General features: G+C 45.2%; 18 protein-coding genes. 11 read left to right on the forward strand and 7 right to left on the reverse strand.

Annotated elements, in window-relative coordinates; genetic code table 11:
• From VJ249_04180 to VJ249_04190, 3 genes are all read right to left on the reverse strand, one after another.
• On the reverse strand, positions 1 to 482 hold a 482-nt coding region (locus VJ249_04180; protein ID HKZ93764.1), incomplete at its 3' end, for a DMT family transporter.
• Between the two features lie 60 nt (positions 483 to 542).
• Positions 543 to 1,271: a 2-phosphosulfolactate phosphatase gene (locus VJ249_04185; protein ID HKZ93765.1), complete on the reverse strand. Its 729-nt coding sequence runs from the start codon at positions 1,269 to 1,271 to the stop codon at positions 543 to 545.
• A gap of 86 nt (positions 1,272 to 1,357) precedes the next feature.
• Positions 1,358 to 1,768, reverse strand: coding sequence for a GNAT family N-acetyltransferase (locus VJ249_04190; protein ID HKZ93766.1), 411 nt, complete (start codon positions 1,766 to 1,768; stop codon positions 1,358 to 1,360).
• A gap of 344 nt (positions 1,769 to 2,112) precedes the next feature.
• Between VJ249_04190 and VJ249_04195 the strand changes: the two genes are divergently transcribed.
• The 4 genes from VJ249_04195 to VJ249_04210 all read left to right on the forward strand — a co-directional run bounded on the left by VJ249_04195 (position 2,113) and on the right by VJ249_04210 (position 6,313).
• On the forward strand, positions 2,113 to 3,105 hold the full coding sequence (locus VJ249_04195; GenBank protein HKZ93767.1) for an NAD(P)-dependent alcohol dehydrogenase: 993 nt from the start codon (positions 2,113 to 2,115) through the stop codon (positions 3,103 to 3,105).
• Positions 3,106 to 3,350: 245 nt separating this feature from the next.
• Complete coding sequence (locus VJ249_04200) at positions 3,351 to 3,557, forward strand: hypothetical protein (GenBank protein HKZ93768.1); 207 nt, start codon at positions 3,351 to 3,353, stop codon at positions 3,555 to 3,557.
• A 190-nt stretch (positions 3,558 to 3,747) separates the two neighbouring features.
• Entirely contained in the window at positions 3,748 to 4,959 is a 1,212-nt protein-coding gene (locus VJ249_04205) for a tyrosine-type recombinase/integrase (protein HKZ93769.1), read from the forward strand.
• 703 nt (positions 4,960 to 5,662) lie between these two features.
• The gene (locus VJ249_04210) at positions 5,663 to 6,313 is read left to right on the forward strand and encodes a hypothetical protein (protein ID HKZ93770.1); all 651 of its coding nucleotides are present in this window, start codon (positions 5,663 to 5,665) and stop codon (positions 6,311 to 6,313) included.
• 355 nt (positions 6,314 to 6,668) lie between these two features.
• Here the strand turns inward: VJ249_04210 and VJ249_04215 are convergent, their stop codons facing one another.
• Together VJ249_04215 and VJ249_04220 are read right to left on the reverse strand one after the other, a co-directional pair.
• Entirely contained in the window at positions 6,669 to 7,442 is a 774-nt protein-coding gene (locus VJ249_04215; GenBank protein ID HKZ93771.1) for a hypothetical protein, read from the reverse strand.
• Between the two features lie 310 nt (positions 7,443 to 7,752).
• Complete coding sequence (locus VJ249_04220) at positions 7,753 to 8,325, reverse strand: hypothetical protein (protein HKZ93772.1); 573 nt, start codon at positions 8,323 to 8,325, stop codon at positions 7,753 to 7,755.
• 74 nt (positions 8,326 to 8,399) lie between these two features.
• On the opposite strand from VJ249_04220, the gene VJ249_04225 reads away from it, so the two are divergent.
• From VJ249_04225 to VJ249_04245, 5 genes are all read left to right on the forward strand, one after another.
• Positions 8,400 to 8,978, forward strand: coding sequence for a hypothetical protein (locus tag VJ249_04225; GenBank protein ID HKZ93773.1), 579 nt, complete (start codon positions 8,400 to 8,402; stop codon positions 8,976 to 8,978).
• Positions 8,975 to 9,247, forward strand: a complete 273-nt coding sequence (locus tag VJ249_04230; GenBank protein ID HKZ93774.1) for a hypothetical protein — start codon at positions 8,975 to 8,977, stop codon at positions 9,245 to 9,247. The genes VJ249_04225 and VJ249_04230 overlap by 4 nt, the downstream gene beginning before the upstream one ends.
• Positions 9,248 to 9,447: 200 nt before the next feature.
• On the forward strand, positions 9,448 to 9,777 hold the full coding sequence (locus VJ249_04235; GenBank protein HKZ93775.1) for a hypothetical protein: 330 nt from the start codon (positions 9,448 to 9,450) through the stop codon (positions 9,775 to 9,777).
• Between the two features lie 369 nt (positions 9,778 to 10,146).
• Complete coding sequence (locus VJ249_04240; protein HKZ93776.1) at positions 10,147 to 11,928, forward strand: hypothetical protein; 1,782 nt, start codon at positions 10,147 to 10,149, stop codon at positions 11,926 to 11,928.
• A 298-nt stretch (positions 11,929 to 12,226) separates the two neighbouring features.
• The gene (locus VJ249_04245; protein ID HKZ93777.1) at positions 12,227 to 12,964 is read left to right on the forward strand and encodes a class I SAM-dependent methyltransferase; all 738 of its coding nucleotides are present in this window, start codon (positions 12,227 to 12,229) and stop codon (positions 12,962 to 12,964) included.
• 8 nt (positions 12,965 to 12,972) lie between these two features.
• On the opposite strand, the gene VJ249_04250 is transcribed toward VJ249_04245, so the two are convergent.
• Positions 12,973 to 13,392, reverse strand: a complete 420-nt coding sequence (locus VJ249_04250; protein HKZ93778.1) for a hypothetical protein — start codon at positions 13,390 to 13,392, stop codon at positions 12,973 to 12,975.
• A 347-nt stretch (positions 13,393 to 13,739) separates the two neighbouring features.
• Here VJ249_04250 and endA point away from each other — a divergent pair, with 347 nt between their 5' ends.
• Complete coding sequence (gene endA, locus VJ249_04255; protein HKZ93779.1) at positions 13,740 to 14,330, forward strand: tRNA-intron lyase; 591 nt, start codon at positions 13,740 to 13,742, stop codon at positions 14,328 to 14,330.
• A 7-nt stretch (positions 14,331 to 14,337) separates the two neighbouring features.
• Positions 14,338 to 15,642, forward strand: coding sequence for a histidine--tRNA ligase (gene hisS, locus VJ249_04260; protein HKZ93780.1), 1,305 nt, complete (start codon positions 14,338 to 14,340; stop codon positions 15,640 to 15,642).
• Here the strand turns inward: hisS and VJ249_04265 are convergent.
• Positions 15,617 to 16,714, reverse strand: a complete 1,098-nt coding sequence (locus tag VJ249_04265) for a hypothetical protein (protein HKZ93781.1) — start codon at positions 16,712 to 16,714, stop codon at positions 15,617 to 15,619. The two genes, hisS and VJ249_04265, sit on opposite strands and share 26 nt — an antisense overlap.
• Between the last annotated feature and the right edge of the window lie 36 nt (positions 16,715 to 16,750).

Here is a 16,750-nt window from a genome sequence, read left to right on the forward strand (position 1 = left end):
TCAGGGTTGAATTGCACATTGACAGAGCCGCCCAAAACGACTATCAACGTGCCCACCGCGGCGAATCCGATTCCAGAAGCCTGCCCCCTGCTTATTCGCTCCTTCAGTATACTCGTTGAAACAACAGCTATGAAAATGGGCGAGAGAAAACACGCAAAAATAGCTGCGATGGACGCGCCAGCCATCTTGATCCCCGTATACTGAGCAAGATAGAAGAAAGTGACGCCAGATACAGCCAGCAACGCCAAGATGGGTAAGTCGCCTCTGTGAACAAAGGCTCTGTCGCCCGATTTCTTAACCGCTCTCAACAAAAGAGTCAAGGCAAAAAGCCCCCCAGCTAACAAAAACCTGAAAGTCGCTATGGAAATAGGCGTTAAACCCTCTACCAACGCCAACTTAACAACAACAAATGAACTGCCCCAGAACAAGATCAAAGCGACCAGCAGAAGGGTCTCAAGTTTTCCAACAGGCTTTCTTACCATAGCGCACAAGATTTCAAAACAAACCTATAAACCGTTGCAGCCAAACCCGCACGAACTAGCTCACTGCATCAACGTTACTCTATCATCTCGATACACAGGCACTGTTCCAAAATAGTCCAACTTACACGAAAACACCACATCCTTCTCAAATCCAAGCTCGACTAAATGCCGAGCATGCCTCGACTTCATCACATACTCGCGTAAAGCATCCTTCACCCGCTCAAACGCGAAGACAGCCGCCAAAGTCTCATCTGAAAGCTCAAGCCCACCAGAATGAAACTTGGAGGCAATTGCGCCAGCACAAACGAAATCCTCCAACGAGAACAAACCTTTCTCACCAGCCAAAACGAACGAAACATTCACTCTCTTCTTCTGGGCAATTTCCACAGCCTTGCTCGCAACAGCCTCGGCGTTCAGGAATGCTCCAACAAGAACATGCTCAGCCCTGCGGCATCGAACTATCGCGGCAGTCCCGCTTGTCGTCGTCATAATCACGGTTTTCCCTTCTACGATTTCGCGTACAAACTCTAATGGGGAATTTCCCAAATCGAAGCCTTTGGGTTTACGTCCCTGTTTTTCTCCCGCCAGAAGGTAATCTGGATGCTGTTCACGCAGCTTGTAAGCTTCTTTCAGAGTCTCTGTTGGAATCACAGCCTTGACCCCATCAGCCAGAGCGTTAGCGATGCTGCTGCTGCATCTCAAAACATCAACAGCGATAATCAAGTCTCCACGTTTGACCGCCTTTGGGGCATCCTTCGCCGAAAACTCAACATCGACCATTACAGACATGCTGCTTTGCCACAATGCTACCCTCAGCATCAACGACTCTTAACGCTTATCCACACACCCAAACCAACTTACCAGAGAGTATTTCGTCAGTTCTTGTTCAGTCGTAGGTAGAATACGTACATGGTTTCGATCTTTCCATATGGTCCTGCTTCCTTTAGACCATAGGCTTCTTTGTATCCCCGTTTTCGGCATATGGCTACTGCAGCAGGGTCAAACGCGTAGTAGACAAGCGAATCATAGCCTTTGCTTCTTATGTAATCCTCGAAGAAATCGAAGAACTGTTTTCCATATCCTTTTCCTCTATGCTGCTCTGTTAACCATAGCTCGTGAAGTTCGATGAAATCCTTCTCTTTTCCCATGAACCCTTGCAGGATTTCTTTGTCTTCTTTTTTCTCTAGGGTCACCTTTCCGGTGTTCTTCCGTATCGGTTTTATGCCAAATCGCATGACCGATGATTTTGTCATTCTCTCTGAACACAATAAGATTGAACCTTCCACTTTCAAGACTCCTCCTTAAGCTGTCGAGCTCTCCCTCCGCTGTATACTGTCCGAGTCTTGCCAAATATCTACTGAACTCCTGAAAATCACAACCCTCGACAAACCTCATGGTATTCTGCGCTCTTCGAGATTGGCTATAACCTTTCTGGAAAAGTCATTTCCCAAAGCCATTCAGTGCTGCCTCACATTACCAAGTTCCCAGCAAAGACAACTCAAAACTGAAGACATAAACTTGGGAATTGGATCCTGAGGATCTAAACCTCGACCTGACCGCCAACCCACAAACTGCACAGCGCGCGCAAAGTTATTATCACCCTTTAAAGCGATTATTCCTAGATATGAAAATGAAAGCGATTGTACGCACCAAATACGGATCGCCAGATGTTCTTCAGCTTAAAGAGGTAGAAAAACCTACGCCCACAGACAATGAAGTACTGGTAAAAGTCCATGCGGCATCCATAAACAAAGCTGACTTGTATCTCCTAAGAGGACCTTTCTTGGTCCGACTAATGGGAGTAGGGTTCCTAAAACCTAAGAACAAATTGCTCGGATCTGATATAGCGGGGCAAGTTGAGGTGGTTGGCAAAAACGTGAAGCAGCTTCAGCCAGGCGATGAAGTGTTCGGGTGGCGTGGCCAAAGGGCTTTTGCAGAGTACGCATGTGCTCGTGAAGATGCGGTGGCGTTGAAACCAGCCAACGTAACATTCGAGGAAGCAGCCGCCGTGCCTGTAGCGGCAATCACCGCTTTGCAGGCTCTTCGCGACAAAGGCAATGTTCAGCCCGGACAAAGGGTCTTGATTAATGGAGCGTCTGGTGGTGTGGGCACGTTTGCAGTGCAGATTGCCAAATCATTTGGGGCTGAAGTCACGGCTGTGTGCAGCACGGGGAAGTTGGATATGGTGCGCTCGATCGGTGCAGACCACGCGATTGATTATTCGCAGGAAGATTTCACTAAGAGTGGACAACGGTATGACTTGATTATCGCAGTCAACGGATATCATTCGATTCTAGATTATAGGCGTGCATTAAGCCCGAAGGGAATCTATGTCTTGGCGGGAGGCTCCAAGATTCTGGCTGGATTATTCCAGGCTGTAGTATTGGGTCGATTGATCTCGATGACCGGAAGCAAGAGGATGGGTTTCATGGGGATAGCGAAAATGAACCTGAAAGATTTAGTTTTTTTGAAAGAGCTTCTCGAAGTCGGCAAGATAAAGCCAGTCATAGATAGACGTTACACGCTAAGTCAGGTTCCTGAAGCCATGCGGTATTTTGAAGAAGGACACGCCAAAGGAAAAGTAGTAATAGCATTGGAACATAACCCGCCAGAAGCTGATTGAATCGCGCCAACTTGCAGACAAATCACAGGCGCGCGCGACGCTGCCACGTTCTTTTTCACACACGCAAATTTTTAGAGGCAGACCTTCTGAAACATCATTCTCAACATGCTATCCTCTAAAAGGTGTTTGCGCGCGCTAAATTATTAATGCAATCGCTCGCGCATGCAGTTTTGAGTGTCCGAATAAGTGTATCGCCGTTTTTCGAAACGTTTTTCACGTCCATTATACCAAAAGGATGTGATAGAATGGCGAATCTAAGATGCGAAATTCAACCCGACAGCAATGCCGAAGTCACGCGACTTGCACGCCGACAGATATACGCGACGGTGCATACATGGCGAACTTTTGCACATGTGCACCTAAACGCCGACGGTTCGGGATACGTGCAAATCACGCGCGACGGTTCGGCGCTTTGCGAAACGATCAACTTTAATGGAGAAGTGAAAGAGTGATGAGCGGCGCGCCTAAGTGTAAGAATTGCGGCGAACTATTGCTTAAAATGGTGAACGTTGACAAAAAAGAGCGCGGTGGCGGTCGGTTTGTTTGGGTGTGCGGCAATATCACCAATTATGCGCGCGTTAAAGACGCGTTCGACTATACGCACTTAGAAGTTTATTGCGCACAAACGAAGGCGAAAGAGCAATGACAACCGAATACACCGAAGCGGCGTTCTTAGATTATGTGAAGACGTCGCGGTCGAAAAACACCTATGCGATGTACGTTTTAGGATTGCGAAAGTTCAGCGAGTGGTATGAGAAAAGCATAGACGAAATTCTGAAAGAGCGACGCGCTGACGTGCAGAGCGGCGATTTATTCCAATCGCAACGCTTCGCGCGAGAAGTTGAAAAATTCCACGCCGACTTAATTGCACGCAACCACACGATAAGCAGCGCAACGACGATGACGGGCGCGATAAAAGCGATTTTCAAATTCTATGCAATGCCCGTACAAATAGGACGCGAAGCAACGAAGCGCGTACAATCGACACAAGACGTCACGCCAAGAATCGACCAAATAAAAGCAATGTATCGCGCGTGTGACAACTTGCGCGACCGACTCATAATTCAACTTGGCTTAAATTTGGCGTGGCGAATCGGCGACGTACTGAGCTTAAGACGCGACGAATTACCCGACTTGACGCAAGACGCGCCGATTGAGTTTCAACGAATCACGCAAAAAGAAGGCATATTGTCGCGCACGTTCTTAAGTGACGAAACGGTCACGTTGCTTAAAGAATACTTGGACACGCGCAAGACCGACGCGAACCCGTACCTATTCCCTAGCAACATAGGAAGCGCGCGAGCACTTGACGCCGTGACGGTCAATAGAATGCTTAAGTCAATCGCGCTCGCGTCGGGTATCGTGATCCCGACGGAAAAACGAATAAGGTTTCACGCGTTCCGCAAGCGATTCTTAAGCGAGTGCGCAAACTTGCGTATTGACGTGAATGTTGCAAAAATGCTAACTGGTAAAACCGTCGAGCCGTCAATGCTTGCATACTTAAGCGACGTCGATTTGAAAGAGTCGTTCTTAAGAATCAGCGAGCGCTTAAGATTGACTGAAAAGAAGGCGATCACAACGGCAATCGAACCAAGCGAGTTAGAAAAGCGCTTAGACAAACTTGAGCGAAAACTCGGTTTAATCGCTGCGATGAATCCCGAAATCGTACGGCGCGCCGACGAAAGACTTGAGCAACTGTTAAGCGAGTTTCCGACCGAAAAAATGACAATGAAAAAGCGAAAGACGCCGCTGACGCTTGACCAAAAACTCGACTTGATAAGCGACTTGGAATACGCGAAGATGATTCGTGAAAACGGCAACGGCGACAACGGAAACAACGAAAACGGCGCTTAGCGCCGCTCTTTTTTTTATATGTCTTGATTTGTACATACTAGCTCGTTTATGCGCGCTGTCGGCGTGCGTGTTTGTTTCTTTTGATCAAACCATAAGCGACAGCGACGGCGCGAGCAACAACAGCGAAGGTTTGTTTAGACAATCGTTCAATAATGTCGCTTTTCGCATATCCGTAATAGACGCATACCACGGGGGGTTGAATCTTGCGCATTATGCTGAAAACGGGATATTTAGGCGCTAAGAACTATATCGCAAAACATAATGCGCCGAATCAAAAGCCATTCGGCGAAGAACTGTGACCAGAAAAATCTTTTCGTGGTTATTAGGCGAAGCTGTCAGAAATTCCGACAAATTGGCAAAAACGTTATAGAGCCTGCAATTGAAGGCACATCTATAAGAAGGCGAAAAGCATGCGTGAAACCCATCAAAATTCCTAGAAGTTACGGGAATTGGGTTCTATATGAAAACAAGTAAAGAATTGAAGATTCTTAAAGTAGTTTGCAGTCAATGTAAGACGCTTAATCTAATTCCTATGTCATTTGAAGGCGAACATGTCAAGTGTGAGAAATGTGGGAAAATATTAGTTGCCAAAGAATAGTGTTCTCTGGCTATAGAAGAATAATGAATGGAAAGTTCAGAAATGATAACCATCAGTATTAAGTTGACTTTGTTGGTCTTAGTTCTGCCTGTTCTTTCAATAGTCATGGTTTTCGTTGTTGGCTTCTATTTCTACAGAGAGAGTTTTGATGCTTCTGCACTCTCTACATCAGTGTCAAGTCTCCTTTCTGCGGTGCTTGTGATTTTGTTAGTATGGGAAAGACTTAGAGACTCTCTATCTAAGAAACTCGAATACCTACACAAGAATTTCCTTTTCAGATTATTCTTAAATGTAAGAGTAAGGAGAGACTCCCTCTTTCACTCTCAAGATGAAGTGAAGAGGCTAAGAATCGACTTAGAGAAATACGGCAAATTCATGAATTTTTCACTTTACCCTAGAGGTTTAATGAGCCAAATTGATTCGTTCTTATCTTTACATGCTGAATTCTACAAGAGATTAAAAGAGATAGAAGGGTTAGCCGAGAAACAAGATGAAAAGGCAACCCAGCATCGAGACTTGATTTGGGACTATGTTGGATTAAAACCAGATTATCGTTCTACCTCTTACACTGCTGACGCCGAGGAACGATACAAAAGAATAACACAGAATATAACAAAAGAGCATCCACAATTAGTTGAAGAGGCAAAAGACTTGCTTGAGAAGACCATACGGTTAGAGAAGAGTCTATTTGAGAAACTTGAAGATTTCCTTAAAAGTAACAACTTGAGACTTGAAGAAGAGCCAAGTCGTTGGTAAAACAGTTTCATTCTTCTCTGCCTTCTCTTTTCCTTTCAGTTTGAGACCTAGTGTTAAAAGCAATCATTCAATGTCTTTCTTAGAGGTGGTTTTATGGACTTGGAGCATTTAGGAGAACCATGCAAGGACTGTAAAACCAGTATTCAATGGCTAAATCATCACTGTCCTAAGTGTGGGACTAGTTATTGTTTCACTTGTGCCTGTCGTTCTGGCTGGAAATGCCCAAAATGTGGAAATGAACTGGTCTGACAGAAGTGCGGAAACGTTATAGCCGAACCAAAAGAACTAATTAGAATCATAAAAACTGAGGATAGATAGTTGGTTCTCTCTGCTCACAAATTCTCTATTTTTTGTTCTATGAGTCTCTTAGTGCGTTTTTGATTAATGGTGATAATAAACGTTTGACTGGATACATTTCAACATATCTTAGTTTCTTAAAATCCTCTGAGATGAAAAACCAAATTTCTTTTGAGCAAGTTTCTGTTGTTGCTATGGCTTTAACGGAGATTTTGTGAAATCCCACACTTTTAACGTGTAAAGATGGCATGTCTATTGGATGTCTCTGTTGGGCAGTTAATCTCAACCTTTCACTATTTGGTAGTCTCCCAAGCGGGATTGGTTTCTGTCTCTTTCCGTCTATGTAAAGAACATATTCATGAACCATAATCTCTTCATATCCAATATTTGCCAAGTCGACCGCAAAACTGAAACCTTCGTTAAATTGCAAATCTGTGTTCGGAAAACTTGCTTCTTTTATTCTTAGAAAAGTTGACGGTTTTGATAGCGTGCCGTGATAGTCTGCCTTATAGACACTAAGAGTCTGACTGTGGCGAATTAAAGGAACAGAACCTAGCATCTCTAATTCTGGTCTTTTGCTCAACTCAGCCCATACAAATGCAAGAGTTAGTAATGCAATAACAGCAGATGATATTACTTCGGGCAATAACTCAAATTTGCCGATTATAATTACATAAAGAGCCAAGTAAAAGAAAACCACACAAACATAATAGCCAAGAACGAAACATCTAAAATCGTATTTCCTTTTTAATTCTAGGAGACGGAGAATTGGAATCACGAAAAAAACCATGATAGCGAGAACATAGATTGCAAACTGTCCGAAATCGAACATTTTTCGTGCCCATTGAGTTCTACGATGCAGAATAATATTTGTTTATCCATTTGTGAGCATGGTAGAATATTCTTCTATGCAGAAAAATAATCCTCCTACCACTTTAGAAACTTCGACTTTTTTCTGAGCCTAGCCTAATTTTTTTCTAGGCTTATGCAGAGTGCAGAATCATATGCCTAAAGAACTGTTTAGACGCTTGAACACTATACGGTTTGCGTTTGAGAGAGCGATTTTTGAACACTCTGTTCACGTAACCGCTCAGAACGGTAAGCATGGTTGAAGTGTTGGATTATCCGACGGTTCGTTGGGTTCATTCAAGCGTTTCGAATAGCCCATCAACTTCTTTTTTGTCGGGCGCTTTTATGTTCAGAATTCTTTTTTTACCTTTAGTGAACAATCCGATGTATAGATTCGTTGTCTTTATTGCATTGCCGTATGTAAGTTTAATCAACAATTCGTGTGTAATTTGAGCAAGATTAAAAATCCAAGCGCCTCTATGCGATTCTCTTTCAAAATGTTCTAAGAAAAATTTCCGCAATTTTTCAGAATCTTGTAAGACTTTTGACGCATGGATTTTTTGGGATTTGACATAGTCTTTTAGTAGTTTCTCATCGGCTAAGGCGTCGAAAAGGATTTTGAAGGCTTCGTGCAGTTTATACTCAAATTCGGTTGTTGCTGTGGCTCTGTAAACCACGTGCTTATGTGAAAGTTTTACTTTTTCAACAGAACCACGTGCTATATGAAGCCGCAAGTCTTCGTTAAGAGTTCTGCGACTAATTTTTGACGTTTTCACTAAGTCTTCGAAACGCATTTCTGAATCTTTAAGTAATTGCAGCAATCTCAACCGTCGATGATGCTGGTCGTATTTTGTGCGCATTGACAATAGTTTCACCAATAGGTATACGATTCAAAACCTATTTATAAGGCTTTACCCACACGTCATAGATGTGAAGTATAATGTCCGAAAAAGAAATGGTTGCGGAAGCTGAATCAGACGCGCGAGAACTTGCTGCGCGTGATTTAACTATTCCACGCAGTATGTCTAATTTCTACGCTGTGATTGATGCGCTTAACCCGTTGCTTGCATGGGCGCGGAATAAGGGCTACACGCAACAAGTTGGCGAAACATTATTGAAGCAGCAAATCGAAGAGCGAGAAAAACTTGTAATGCCACGAAGGCTTGCAGAAATAAAAAACAAGCAACTTCAAGAACAAAAGAAAACTGAACACGCATGGGGTTTGGTTGAGAAACACCTTTTTCCCACGTTAAACGGCGAAGCCGTATCGTGGAATACCACAGTCAAAGACGGTCAATCAAAATATGCCGAACCTATCCGTGATTTGGTGCGTCGTGCTTTTTGCGAGATTCAACGAAAAGTAGGTGAAGATTTCGAACAATGGTTACATGACGACTATGACGGGCGTGAAAAAGCATACTCTGTTGACCGCTCAGAGTTTAACGGCTCTTATGAGACGAAAAAGCAAAGATTCTTCACGTTTCGCATTGGTTTGAAGTGGAAGGTGCGGATGGAATGAGTGAAGAATATTTTAAGCGGGCGTGGGTTAAAAGGGAAAACCCGTTCGGTTTTGTCAATTTGGATGACGTTCTACCCGAAAAAACACCGCTTAAAAAAACTGCAGAAGATTTGGGTAAAGCCGCACTTGCCTATCAAAAAGCCCATGAGGAATACGAACGTGCAAGAACACAACGAGTGGAAGGTTTAGTTGCGCCCGAAGCTTGCGAACCGACCGAAGAAATGAAGCGCACGTGGCGTGAGCGTGAGCGAGCGCCGTGGGAAAGGTGACGCACGAGCGGGTGCGCGTGCAACACGGCAGCGAGCGAAGACGGCGTAATGTCACAGCGCCGTTTTTCGCTTGTTGATCTGTCGGATAATCCGACAAAAGTGACCATGCGGCGGCGTGTAAGGCGTGCGCTTGAAAGTCAACCGCTTCTTTCGCACGCCCGCACGCCCGTTGCAACACAACACTATTAAAGTGAACAAAAATGCATGCAATGCGCAACAAAACTGTTAGCGTAAAAGTGCGTGGAATTAGAAAGCGAATCGAAGGCGTGCTAAGAGCCGTTGATAAAGGCGAACACGGCTTCGGCAACTTAATCGTCGAACGCAACGGCGCGCGCATAATTATGCGTGGCAATATGGTTGTAAGCGTTGCGCTCGTTGACCAGCCTAAAGTTCCATGTGATTTTGTCGAATCTCAAAATCCACACGGCGTATGTCGATTCGACGGCGCTTCTTGCAACATTCCTGACCGTGACGCCGAACAATGCAAAAAAGTTGTCGTTGTCGATTTCATAATTACCGACGCGGTGTAAAATATGGATGTCCACTTAAAATGCTCTCAATGCTCACACGAACTAACCGAAAGACAAGTCTATTGGTTGCACGTTCAAACGCCACACAATTCAACACTTTATTTTTTCGATTCTGAAAAATGCCGACGTGACTGGATTTTACTTCATCAACCGCTACTAGAAAAAGCGTCACACATCACTAGATTTGAAGACACGTTAGAAGGCTATTTTACGCGTCCGAACGTCGGCGTTATTGGAAATTGTGGAAAGATTTGATAATGGAGATAAAACGCCTTTTTTTCTCCATTTTCGGAAGCGCAAAAACGGCTCAGAAATCGGAAAGCGTCGCGGATTGGGCGTAAAACACGGTTTTTCGGGTATGGTGTTATAATGGATGTGTTAGACCTATACACAATGCGTTATCCAAGTTTTTGGGCGCTTGATACCGAGTTTTTAATGAGCGGGCGTGTAAACGCGCCCGAAGATGTTATGTCGGTTCAATTCAGTAATGGTGATATTCAAAACAGTGTTGTGTTAGAATCGGCTGACGCGCTTAGAGTGTGGCTTGATAATCATAAATTCGTTAAAGACTGCTTCGCATTCGTTGCGCTTCCCGATTTAGCGAGTGTCGAAGAGTGGTTAGGCGTCAAACACGTGTCTTACAAATATCGTGGTTCACAGCTTATTGGGCGCGTCGCTTATGGTTCAACAAAAATGATGGTTTACGACGCGCGTCCGTTGCTTCAAAACTTTGGGCTTCGGCGCTTGGAAGATTGTGGGCGTGTAGTCGGTTATCCGAAACTCGCTAAACCCGCATGGCTTGGGCTTAGGGCGTGGCAAAACGAATCTGAACATCAAGCGTTTATAGAGTATGCGCGCGCCGACGCTGTAATCACAAGCCGAATTGTCAAGTGGTTGTATGAAAGTTTCGGCGCTAATCCCGTGGTTCACGCGAGCGCGGGAACGCTTGCACGCGACGAGTTCACGCTTTCTAAGCGTTTGAAGCGTGTTAAGAAAACCGTCGTTTTGCCACCACTTGAGCGCTTGGTTAAGGGTTGTTGTTATGCGGGACGGTCGGAAGGGTTCACGGTCGGCTTTACGCCTAGCATTGTTTACAATGATGTGCGCTCGCTTTATCCGTGTTGTTTAGTTGCGACGCGGGCGCTTGAGATTGTGGACGCTGTTGAATGCCGGACAAGCGATTTAGCGCTTGATTCGGATGATTCTGATTTAAACGAAACCCGTTTTGGATGGGTTGAAGGCGTTTTTGACGTTCCGAATAGTCGATGGGATGGTTTACCGTTGCGCGGCGTCAACAACTTTTATGCGAACGGCGTCATATCGGGTTTTTATCACACTTTCGATTTGAGCGCGGCGAACGCTCAAGTCTTGCATGTTGCACACGCTTACAAACCCGTCTTTCAACCCATCCAAGCGCATAATCGTTACGCGGATTTGTTGCTTAATCGTTTAGATCACAAACTTAGTGTAAACGAGAATATGTTTGCAAAAGCGATTTTGAACGCTCTAAGTGGTAAACTTGGACAAGCTCATCCACTTGCGCGCACAAGCAACTTTTTTGCTTATTCAACCGTCTTAGCGCATAGCCATTTTGTTATGAGTAAGCTTTTTGATAAGTGTGAAATGCCGATTTTGGCTATGGACACGGACAGCGTTTTTAGTCAATCTGATATGAGCGCTAAATATTTTGAATTAACCGACGGCGAACACATAATTCCAATATCTATGGACGCGAAAGGGCGCGGCGATTTGGCGTTTTTCCGTTCTAAGAATTACATTCTTAAACCGTTCGACGGCTCTGAACCCGTTATCGGGCGTCATGGGTGGATGTATTTCTATGAAGATTTCTTAAAATTATTCGATGGTTCGGTTAAGGAATTGCACACGCGCGCCGACATTAAACACACGCTTTTGACACGCCAAAAAGAAGCGCAAAAATTGGCTAAGGGAAGATGGAAAACCAAGCCCGTGCGTTTAGATTTGGCGAAAATTAAAGCGTTGCTTTTTGCTGATAAGAAGCGCCGACGTGAAACGTATGATTCTTATGGGCTGGTGATGGATAAGCGAAACGTTGATAGTCAAGCGTGGCGCTATGAAGATTTAATGAACATGAAAAATGAGAATCCATTAAACTTTCCAATAATTGCGTGATTCTCACAGCTTTCATCTACTCGAAAACGGCGCGCGCTCATCTACTTGATTTTTGTGAGATTCACCTACTCGAATTTTGCGAGCGAGCGACGCGACATCGACACGTCTTTACTTATAGGCGAGCTTACTATATTGTGGACGTTGAAAGACGTGTCGAAAAATAAAGCGCTTATTCGGGCGCGAAAGCGACAAAGAAGTCGATTTGTTAATGCAAGTTGAAATGATGTCATGAACCAATCAAATATTCCCCACAAGTCATAAGAACTGATACAGGGAAAGATGCGATTAATGATTTGACATGAAGAAACTCAAGCCTGAGGAAGATGCGTTTGGTCAGGAGATTTGGGCTTGCTACAAGGGCGAAGAAGCTTCTGAGATAGTAGAAAGGGATGATGGCTACTTTAATGCATCCCCAAAGGGTCCTAGACTCTATTTCTCAGAGTATGAAAATTGGGATCCAATTGACAGAAAAGCTGTGGAATTTGTGAAAGGAAGAGTTCTGGACATCGGTTGCGGAGCTGGCAGACATTCTCTGTATCTGCAGAAAATGGGTCTTGACGTATTGGGAATTGACAGCTCTCCTCTTGCGATCAAAGTCTGCAAACTGAGAGGCTTGAAACAGGCGAGAGTTATGCCAATTGAAGAATTGAATTTCAAGCCCAACTCTTTCGACACGGTTATCATGTTGGGGAGCAATTTTGGATTATTCGGCAGTTTTGAAAAGGCTAGAAAAATACTGAAGAAACTGCATAAAATGACTTCTGGGAACGGATTGATTATTGCCTGCACTCGTGACACATACAAGACTGACATTGCTGACCATCTGGAATATCACAAGCTCAATAAGGAAAAAGGCAGAATGGCGGGACAATTGAGAATAAGAATAAGGTTCAGGAAATGCGTTGGCAGATGGTTCGATTACCTGATAGTGTCCAAGAAAGAAATGGAAGAGATACTCAAAGGAACAGGGTGGAAGATCAGGGAATTCATAGATTCCGGTGACTCATTATACATAGCTGCTATTGAAAAAACCTAATAGCGCGCTCATTTTCCTTCCAAGAAGAGTTGTTTCGGCATTCTGCCTTGTTTCTTGCCGGCGTAATTGTAGAGTATGGTCGCCATGCTCTTTTCTGCTCCTGCGAGACCGTACACTCCCGCGTGTTCACTATTAAAATGACGATCAACCCGCAACCAAACAAGGAAGTAGTCAACAAACACGCGGCGCAGACTACTACTTCTGAGCAGAAACCAGCTCGGCGTTATTACTGTTTCTAAGCGGAAGTTAATAACATCTGAAACAGAAACCCACTCCACATTGCCATGATTGACGAAGCCACGCCCAAACCTGACGCAAGACAGGGCGCAAACAGAACCCAGAGCACCATACAAGAACCCAAACAGACCCCAAAAAACAACGCCCAAACTCGTTGATGTCACTGGGAACACTCTGACGACGACGCGCACACAGCCACTGCCACAGCGTGGTAGAAGAAGGCTGAAGGGAAAAGCCGCCTTCTTCTTTCAAAATCTCTTTCACCGCAGCGCCATCAACATAGCACATGTTAGTGTTTCTTAGGCAACGTCAACACTAACACCAGCACTTCCGGACAGTTCAGCCGCCACCATCTGGATAATGATGTCACTAAGAACATTGACGACGACGCCCACACACGCTTTCCCTCGAAACCCCCACATTGGAACAACCACAGAACACCACAACTCCCTTCCACACGCTCACGCGCACATAGCAAACTTAAATCCCAACCACACATGAATAGCCTAAATAACATAAACAAAAAAGGGTCACAAACTTGACACAAACCAAAGTCACACCCGAACCCTCAAAACCCCCAGAACCCCCTCCAATAACCGCCACACTAAAAAACAACAACATAACCGTGTCCTCACCAGAGAACGTTAACGAATTAACCAGCCGAGGCTACGGCACCAAACAGAACAGCAAACTAGCACTCGCATACTACGAAGCCCTCTACCTAACCAGCAAAAACATAATACAAGTACAACAGGCCAAGCCCAAAAAACCACTAACCTTCCAACAACTACTCAACCACTACAAAGCCACTGACCCAAACGCATGGGCAAAATACCTCATATACCGCGACCTACGCAGCCGAGGCTACGTAACCCGCGAAGGCTTCGGACTAGGCACAGACTTCCGCATGTACGAACGCGGCGAATACGGCACAGCCACAGCCAAATACCTCATACACGGCATCCAAGAGGGACAACCAATCACACTAGAGGACCTAGCCCAAACCCTAAAAACCGCGAACACCCAAAAAAAAGAACTCGTACTCGCCGTACTCAACCGCAGAGGCGAAGTCGTACACTACACCCTATCACGACTAACCCTAAAAAAGAAACAACTCCCCCAAGAGTGAAAGCACATTGCCACAATTCCAACCCGTACGCGGCATGAACGACTACCTACCCCAAGACGCCAAAAAAATGCGCTACGTAGAACAAAAAACGCTGGACATAGCACAACTCTACGGCTACGACGAAGTCATCACACCCATAGTAGAATCATACGAACTCCTAGCAGCCAAAGCCGGCGAAGAAATCCGACACCGAATGTACCAGTTCAACGACATGGCAGGCAGAAAAATCGCCCTACGCGCCGAATTCACACCCTCAATAGCCCGACTAGTCGCCACAAAAATGCAAACCATGCCCAAACCACTAAAACTCTTCTGCATGGGCAGCCTCTACCGCTACGACGAACCACAACTCGGCAGATCCCGCGAATTCTGGCAAGCCAACTACGAACTCATGGGCACAACCAACCACGAATCAGACACAGAAATCATAACACTAACCAGCCACCTACTCGACACAATCGGACTACGTAACCACTACCTCAAAATCGGACACGTAGGCATACTAAGAGGAATCCTAGGCCAAGAAGGCGTAACCGAAGCCCAACAAAACCAAATCATGCAACAACTCGACAAAAAACAATGGAACCAAGCCCTAACAACAGCACAAAACACCAAAGCCTCACCACAATGCCTCCAAACACTAAAAGCCCTCATCAAAACCAAAGGACAAAACCCAACAAAAACCATACAAAAAATACGGAAAACAGTCCAAAACTACGAAACCGCGAGCAAGGCAACCCAAAACCTACAAGAAATAACCGAACTACTCAAAAACAGCGGCAAAAAATCCGACATCCTAATCGACGCAGGCTTCGCCCGCGGCCTAGAATACTACACCGGAATGATCTTCGAAACCTACATACCAGAACTGGAACGAGCAGGCCTAGCCCTCGGAGGCGGAGGACGCTACGACACACTCATCGAATTATTCGGCGGCCAACCCACACCTGCAGTTGGAGTGGCACTTGGAATAGACCGCATAGTCTTAGCCACAGACAAACAAAATGCTCTCCTAAGCCCACCGGACACAAAACGTGTCGCTGTCATCCCACTAAAAGAGGAAACGCTGACACAAGCCTACAGAATCACTTCAACTCTCAGACAAGCAGGAATACCAGCAGAAATTGAACTCATGCGACGCACAGTCTCAAAGGCTCTATCAGACGCCGACCGAAAAGGCTTCCACTACTCAGTTCTCATAGGACAAGAAGAGGCTAAGAAAGGCACAGTTACATTGAGAAACATGAAAAAAAGAGAACAAAAAACAACCTCAACCGAAGAACTCATCACAGAGATTGCGCAGCAGAAATAGGCTGAATAGACAGCTGTTCCACAGACCTTTTTCTAGTCCGCAATCGTCGGAACCCTTCAGCCGCAAACGCCACCCAGCCTAATACGCCCAAAACAAGAATGAGGGTTTCAAAAACCAACAACAAGTCCATTGTAGCTGGAAAAAAATTCGCAGCAACTTTCGGATCAAAGAAATAAAAGTAATAGTTGAAATACCAGTGCAAGAGAATCGGCGCCTCGAAACCATACGCAATATATGTAACCGCAAAAAAGACCCCTTGGACAAATGTCGACGTAATCTTGCCCACCTCCCAACCAACCGGGGAGAGCACATGAGCCAACCCGAAAATCGCTGACGCAGCCACAATCATGGCCCATTCCAGTGGACTAATCCCCCTCCACACTCCATGTTCACCCACATTACGTAATCCAGCCATTCTCTTAGCTCCCTCAGGGTAGATGAAGGCAAAGACAACGAGCCTCAAGCGGCCTCTCACTGCAGACAAAGTTCCAACGTTTCGCCCAGCCAGAAACACATAAAACACTATTAGCAAACCAATAGGAACAAGCCTAAACGCCAGTTCTTCAATCAAAGGCGCATAAGCCAAATTCAGAAAAGCCTCATGTGCATTTGGAGGTAACTGCGGCTCTCCAGTCTCTACGCCAACAGCGCTCTGTGAAAGAATAATTGCCAAAGCCGCAGTCAAACACATGCTAGAAAGCAAAGGCATGGCAAACAAGAAATTATCGAAGGCATCTTGAACCCTGCCAGACACGGATCTCTTCAAAACGTCATGAAAACTCTGTCTCCACTTCCAAGCAGCCAAGAAGCATATCACATAGATTATCCAAATAACCGAAAAAACCGAGCCCACACGCAACGGAAACGGCGTATAGAACCCCACAAGAAAAAGGACCAATATAGGAAAAGGAAATGACCGCATGCCCAAGGCCAACCCTTCTGGCGTGAAAAAGAAAAAACCATAGCCCATGAGATGAACGAACACAAAGGAAGCCACAATAGTGATGGCAACTAGGCTGTACATGGCGAAGGCAAAAGACTTGACTGAAGAGCCTGACTGCGCAACTCCCACAACATAAACGCTCCATTAGAGCACTCTAAGCAACGC

The organism is Candidatus Bathyarchaeia archaeon, from assembly GCA_035283685.1.
Lineage (GTDB): Archaea > Thermoproteota > Bathyarchaeia > Bathyarchaeales > Bathyarchaeaceae > DATETJ01.

What these genes read in the sequence shown, in the direction of transcription:
- VJ249_04185 (HKZ93765.1), bottom strand. Translation starts at nt 1,271, where the DNA reads ATGTCTGTAATGGTCGATGTTGAGTTTTCGGCGAAGGATGCCCCAAAG.
- VJ249_04195 (HKZ93767.1), top strand. Translation starts at nt 2,113, where the DNA reads ATGAAAGCGATTGTACGCACCAAATACGGATCGCCAGATGTTCTTCAG.
- VJ249_04200 (HKZ93768.1), top strand. Translation starts at nt 3,351, where the DNA reads ATGGCGAATCTAAGATGCGAAATTCAACCCGACAGCAATGCCGAAGTC.
- VJ249_04205 (HKZ93769.1), top strand. Translation starts at nt 3,748, where the DNA reads ATGACAACCGAATACACCGAAGCGGCGTTCTTAGATTATGTGAAGACG.
- VJ249_04210 (HKZ93770.1), top strand. Translation starts at nt 5,663, where the DNA reads ATGGTTTTCGTTGTTGGCTTCTATTTCTACAGAGAGAGTTTTGATGCT.
- VJ249_04215 (HKZ93771.1), bottom strand. Translation starts at nt 7,442, where the DNA reads ATGTTCGATTTCGGACAGTTTGCAATCTATGTTCTCGCTATCATGGTT.
- VJ249_04225 (HKZ93773.1), top strand. Translation starts at nt 8,400, where the DNA reads ATGTCCGAAAAAGAAATGGTTGCGGAAGCTGAATCAGACGCGCGAGAA.
- VJ249_04230 (HKZ93774.1), top strand. Translation starts at nt 8,975, where the DNA reads ATGAGTGAAGAATATTTTAAGCGGGCGTGGGTTAAAAGGGAAAACCCG.
- VJ249_04235 (HKZ93775.1), top strand. Translation starts at nt 9,448, where the DNA reads ATGCATGCAATGCGCAACAAAACTGTTAGCGTAAAAGTGCGTGGAATT.
- VJ249_04240 (HKZ93776.1), top strand. Translation starts at nt 10,147, where the DNA reads ATGGATGTGTTAGACCTATACACAATGCGTTATCCAAGTTTTTGGGCG.
- VJ249_04245 (HKZ93777.1), top strand. Translation starts at nt 12,227, where the DNA reads ATGAAGAAACTCAAGCCTGAGGAAGATGCGTTTGGTCAGGAGATTTGG.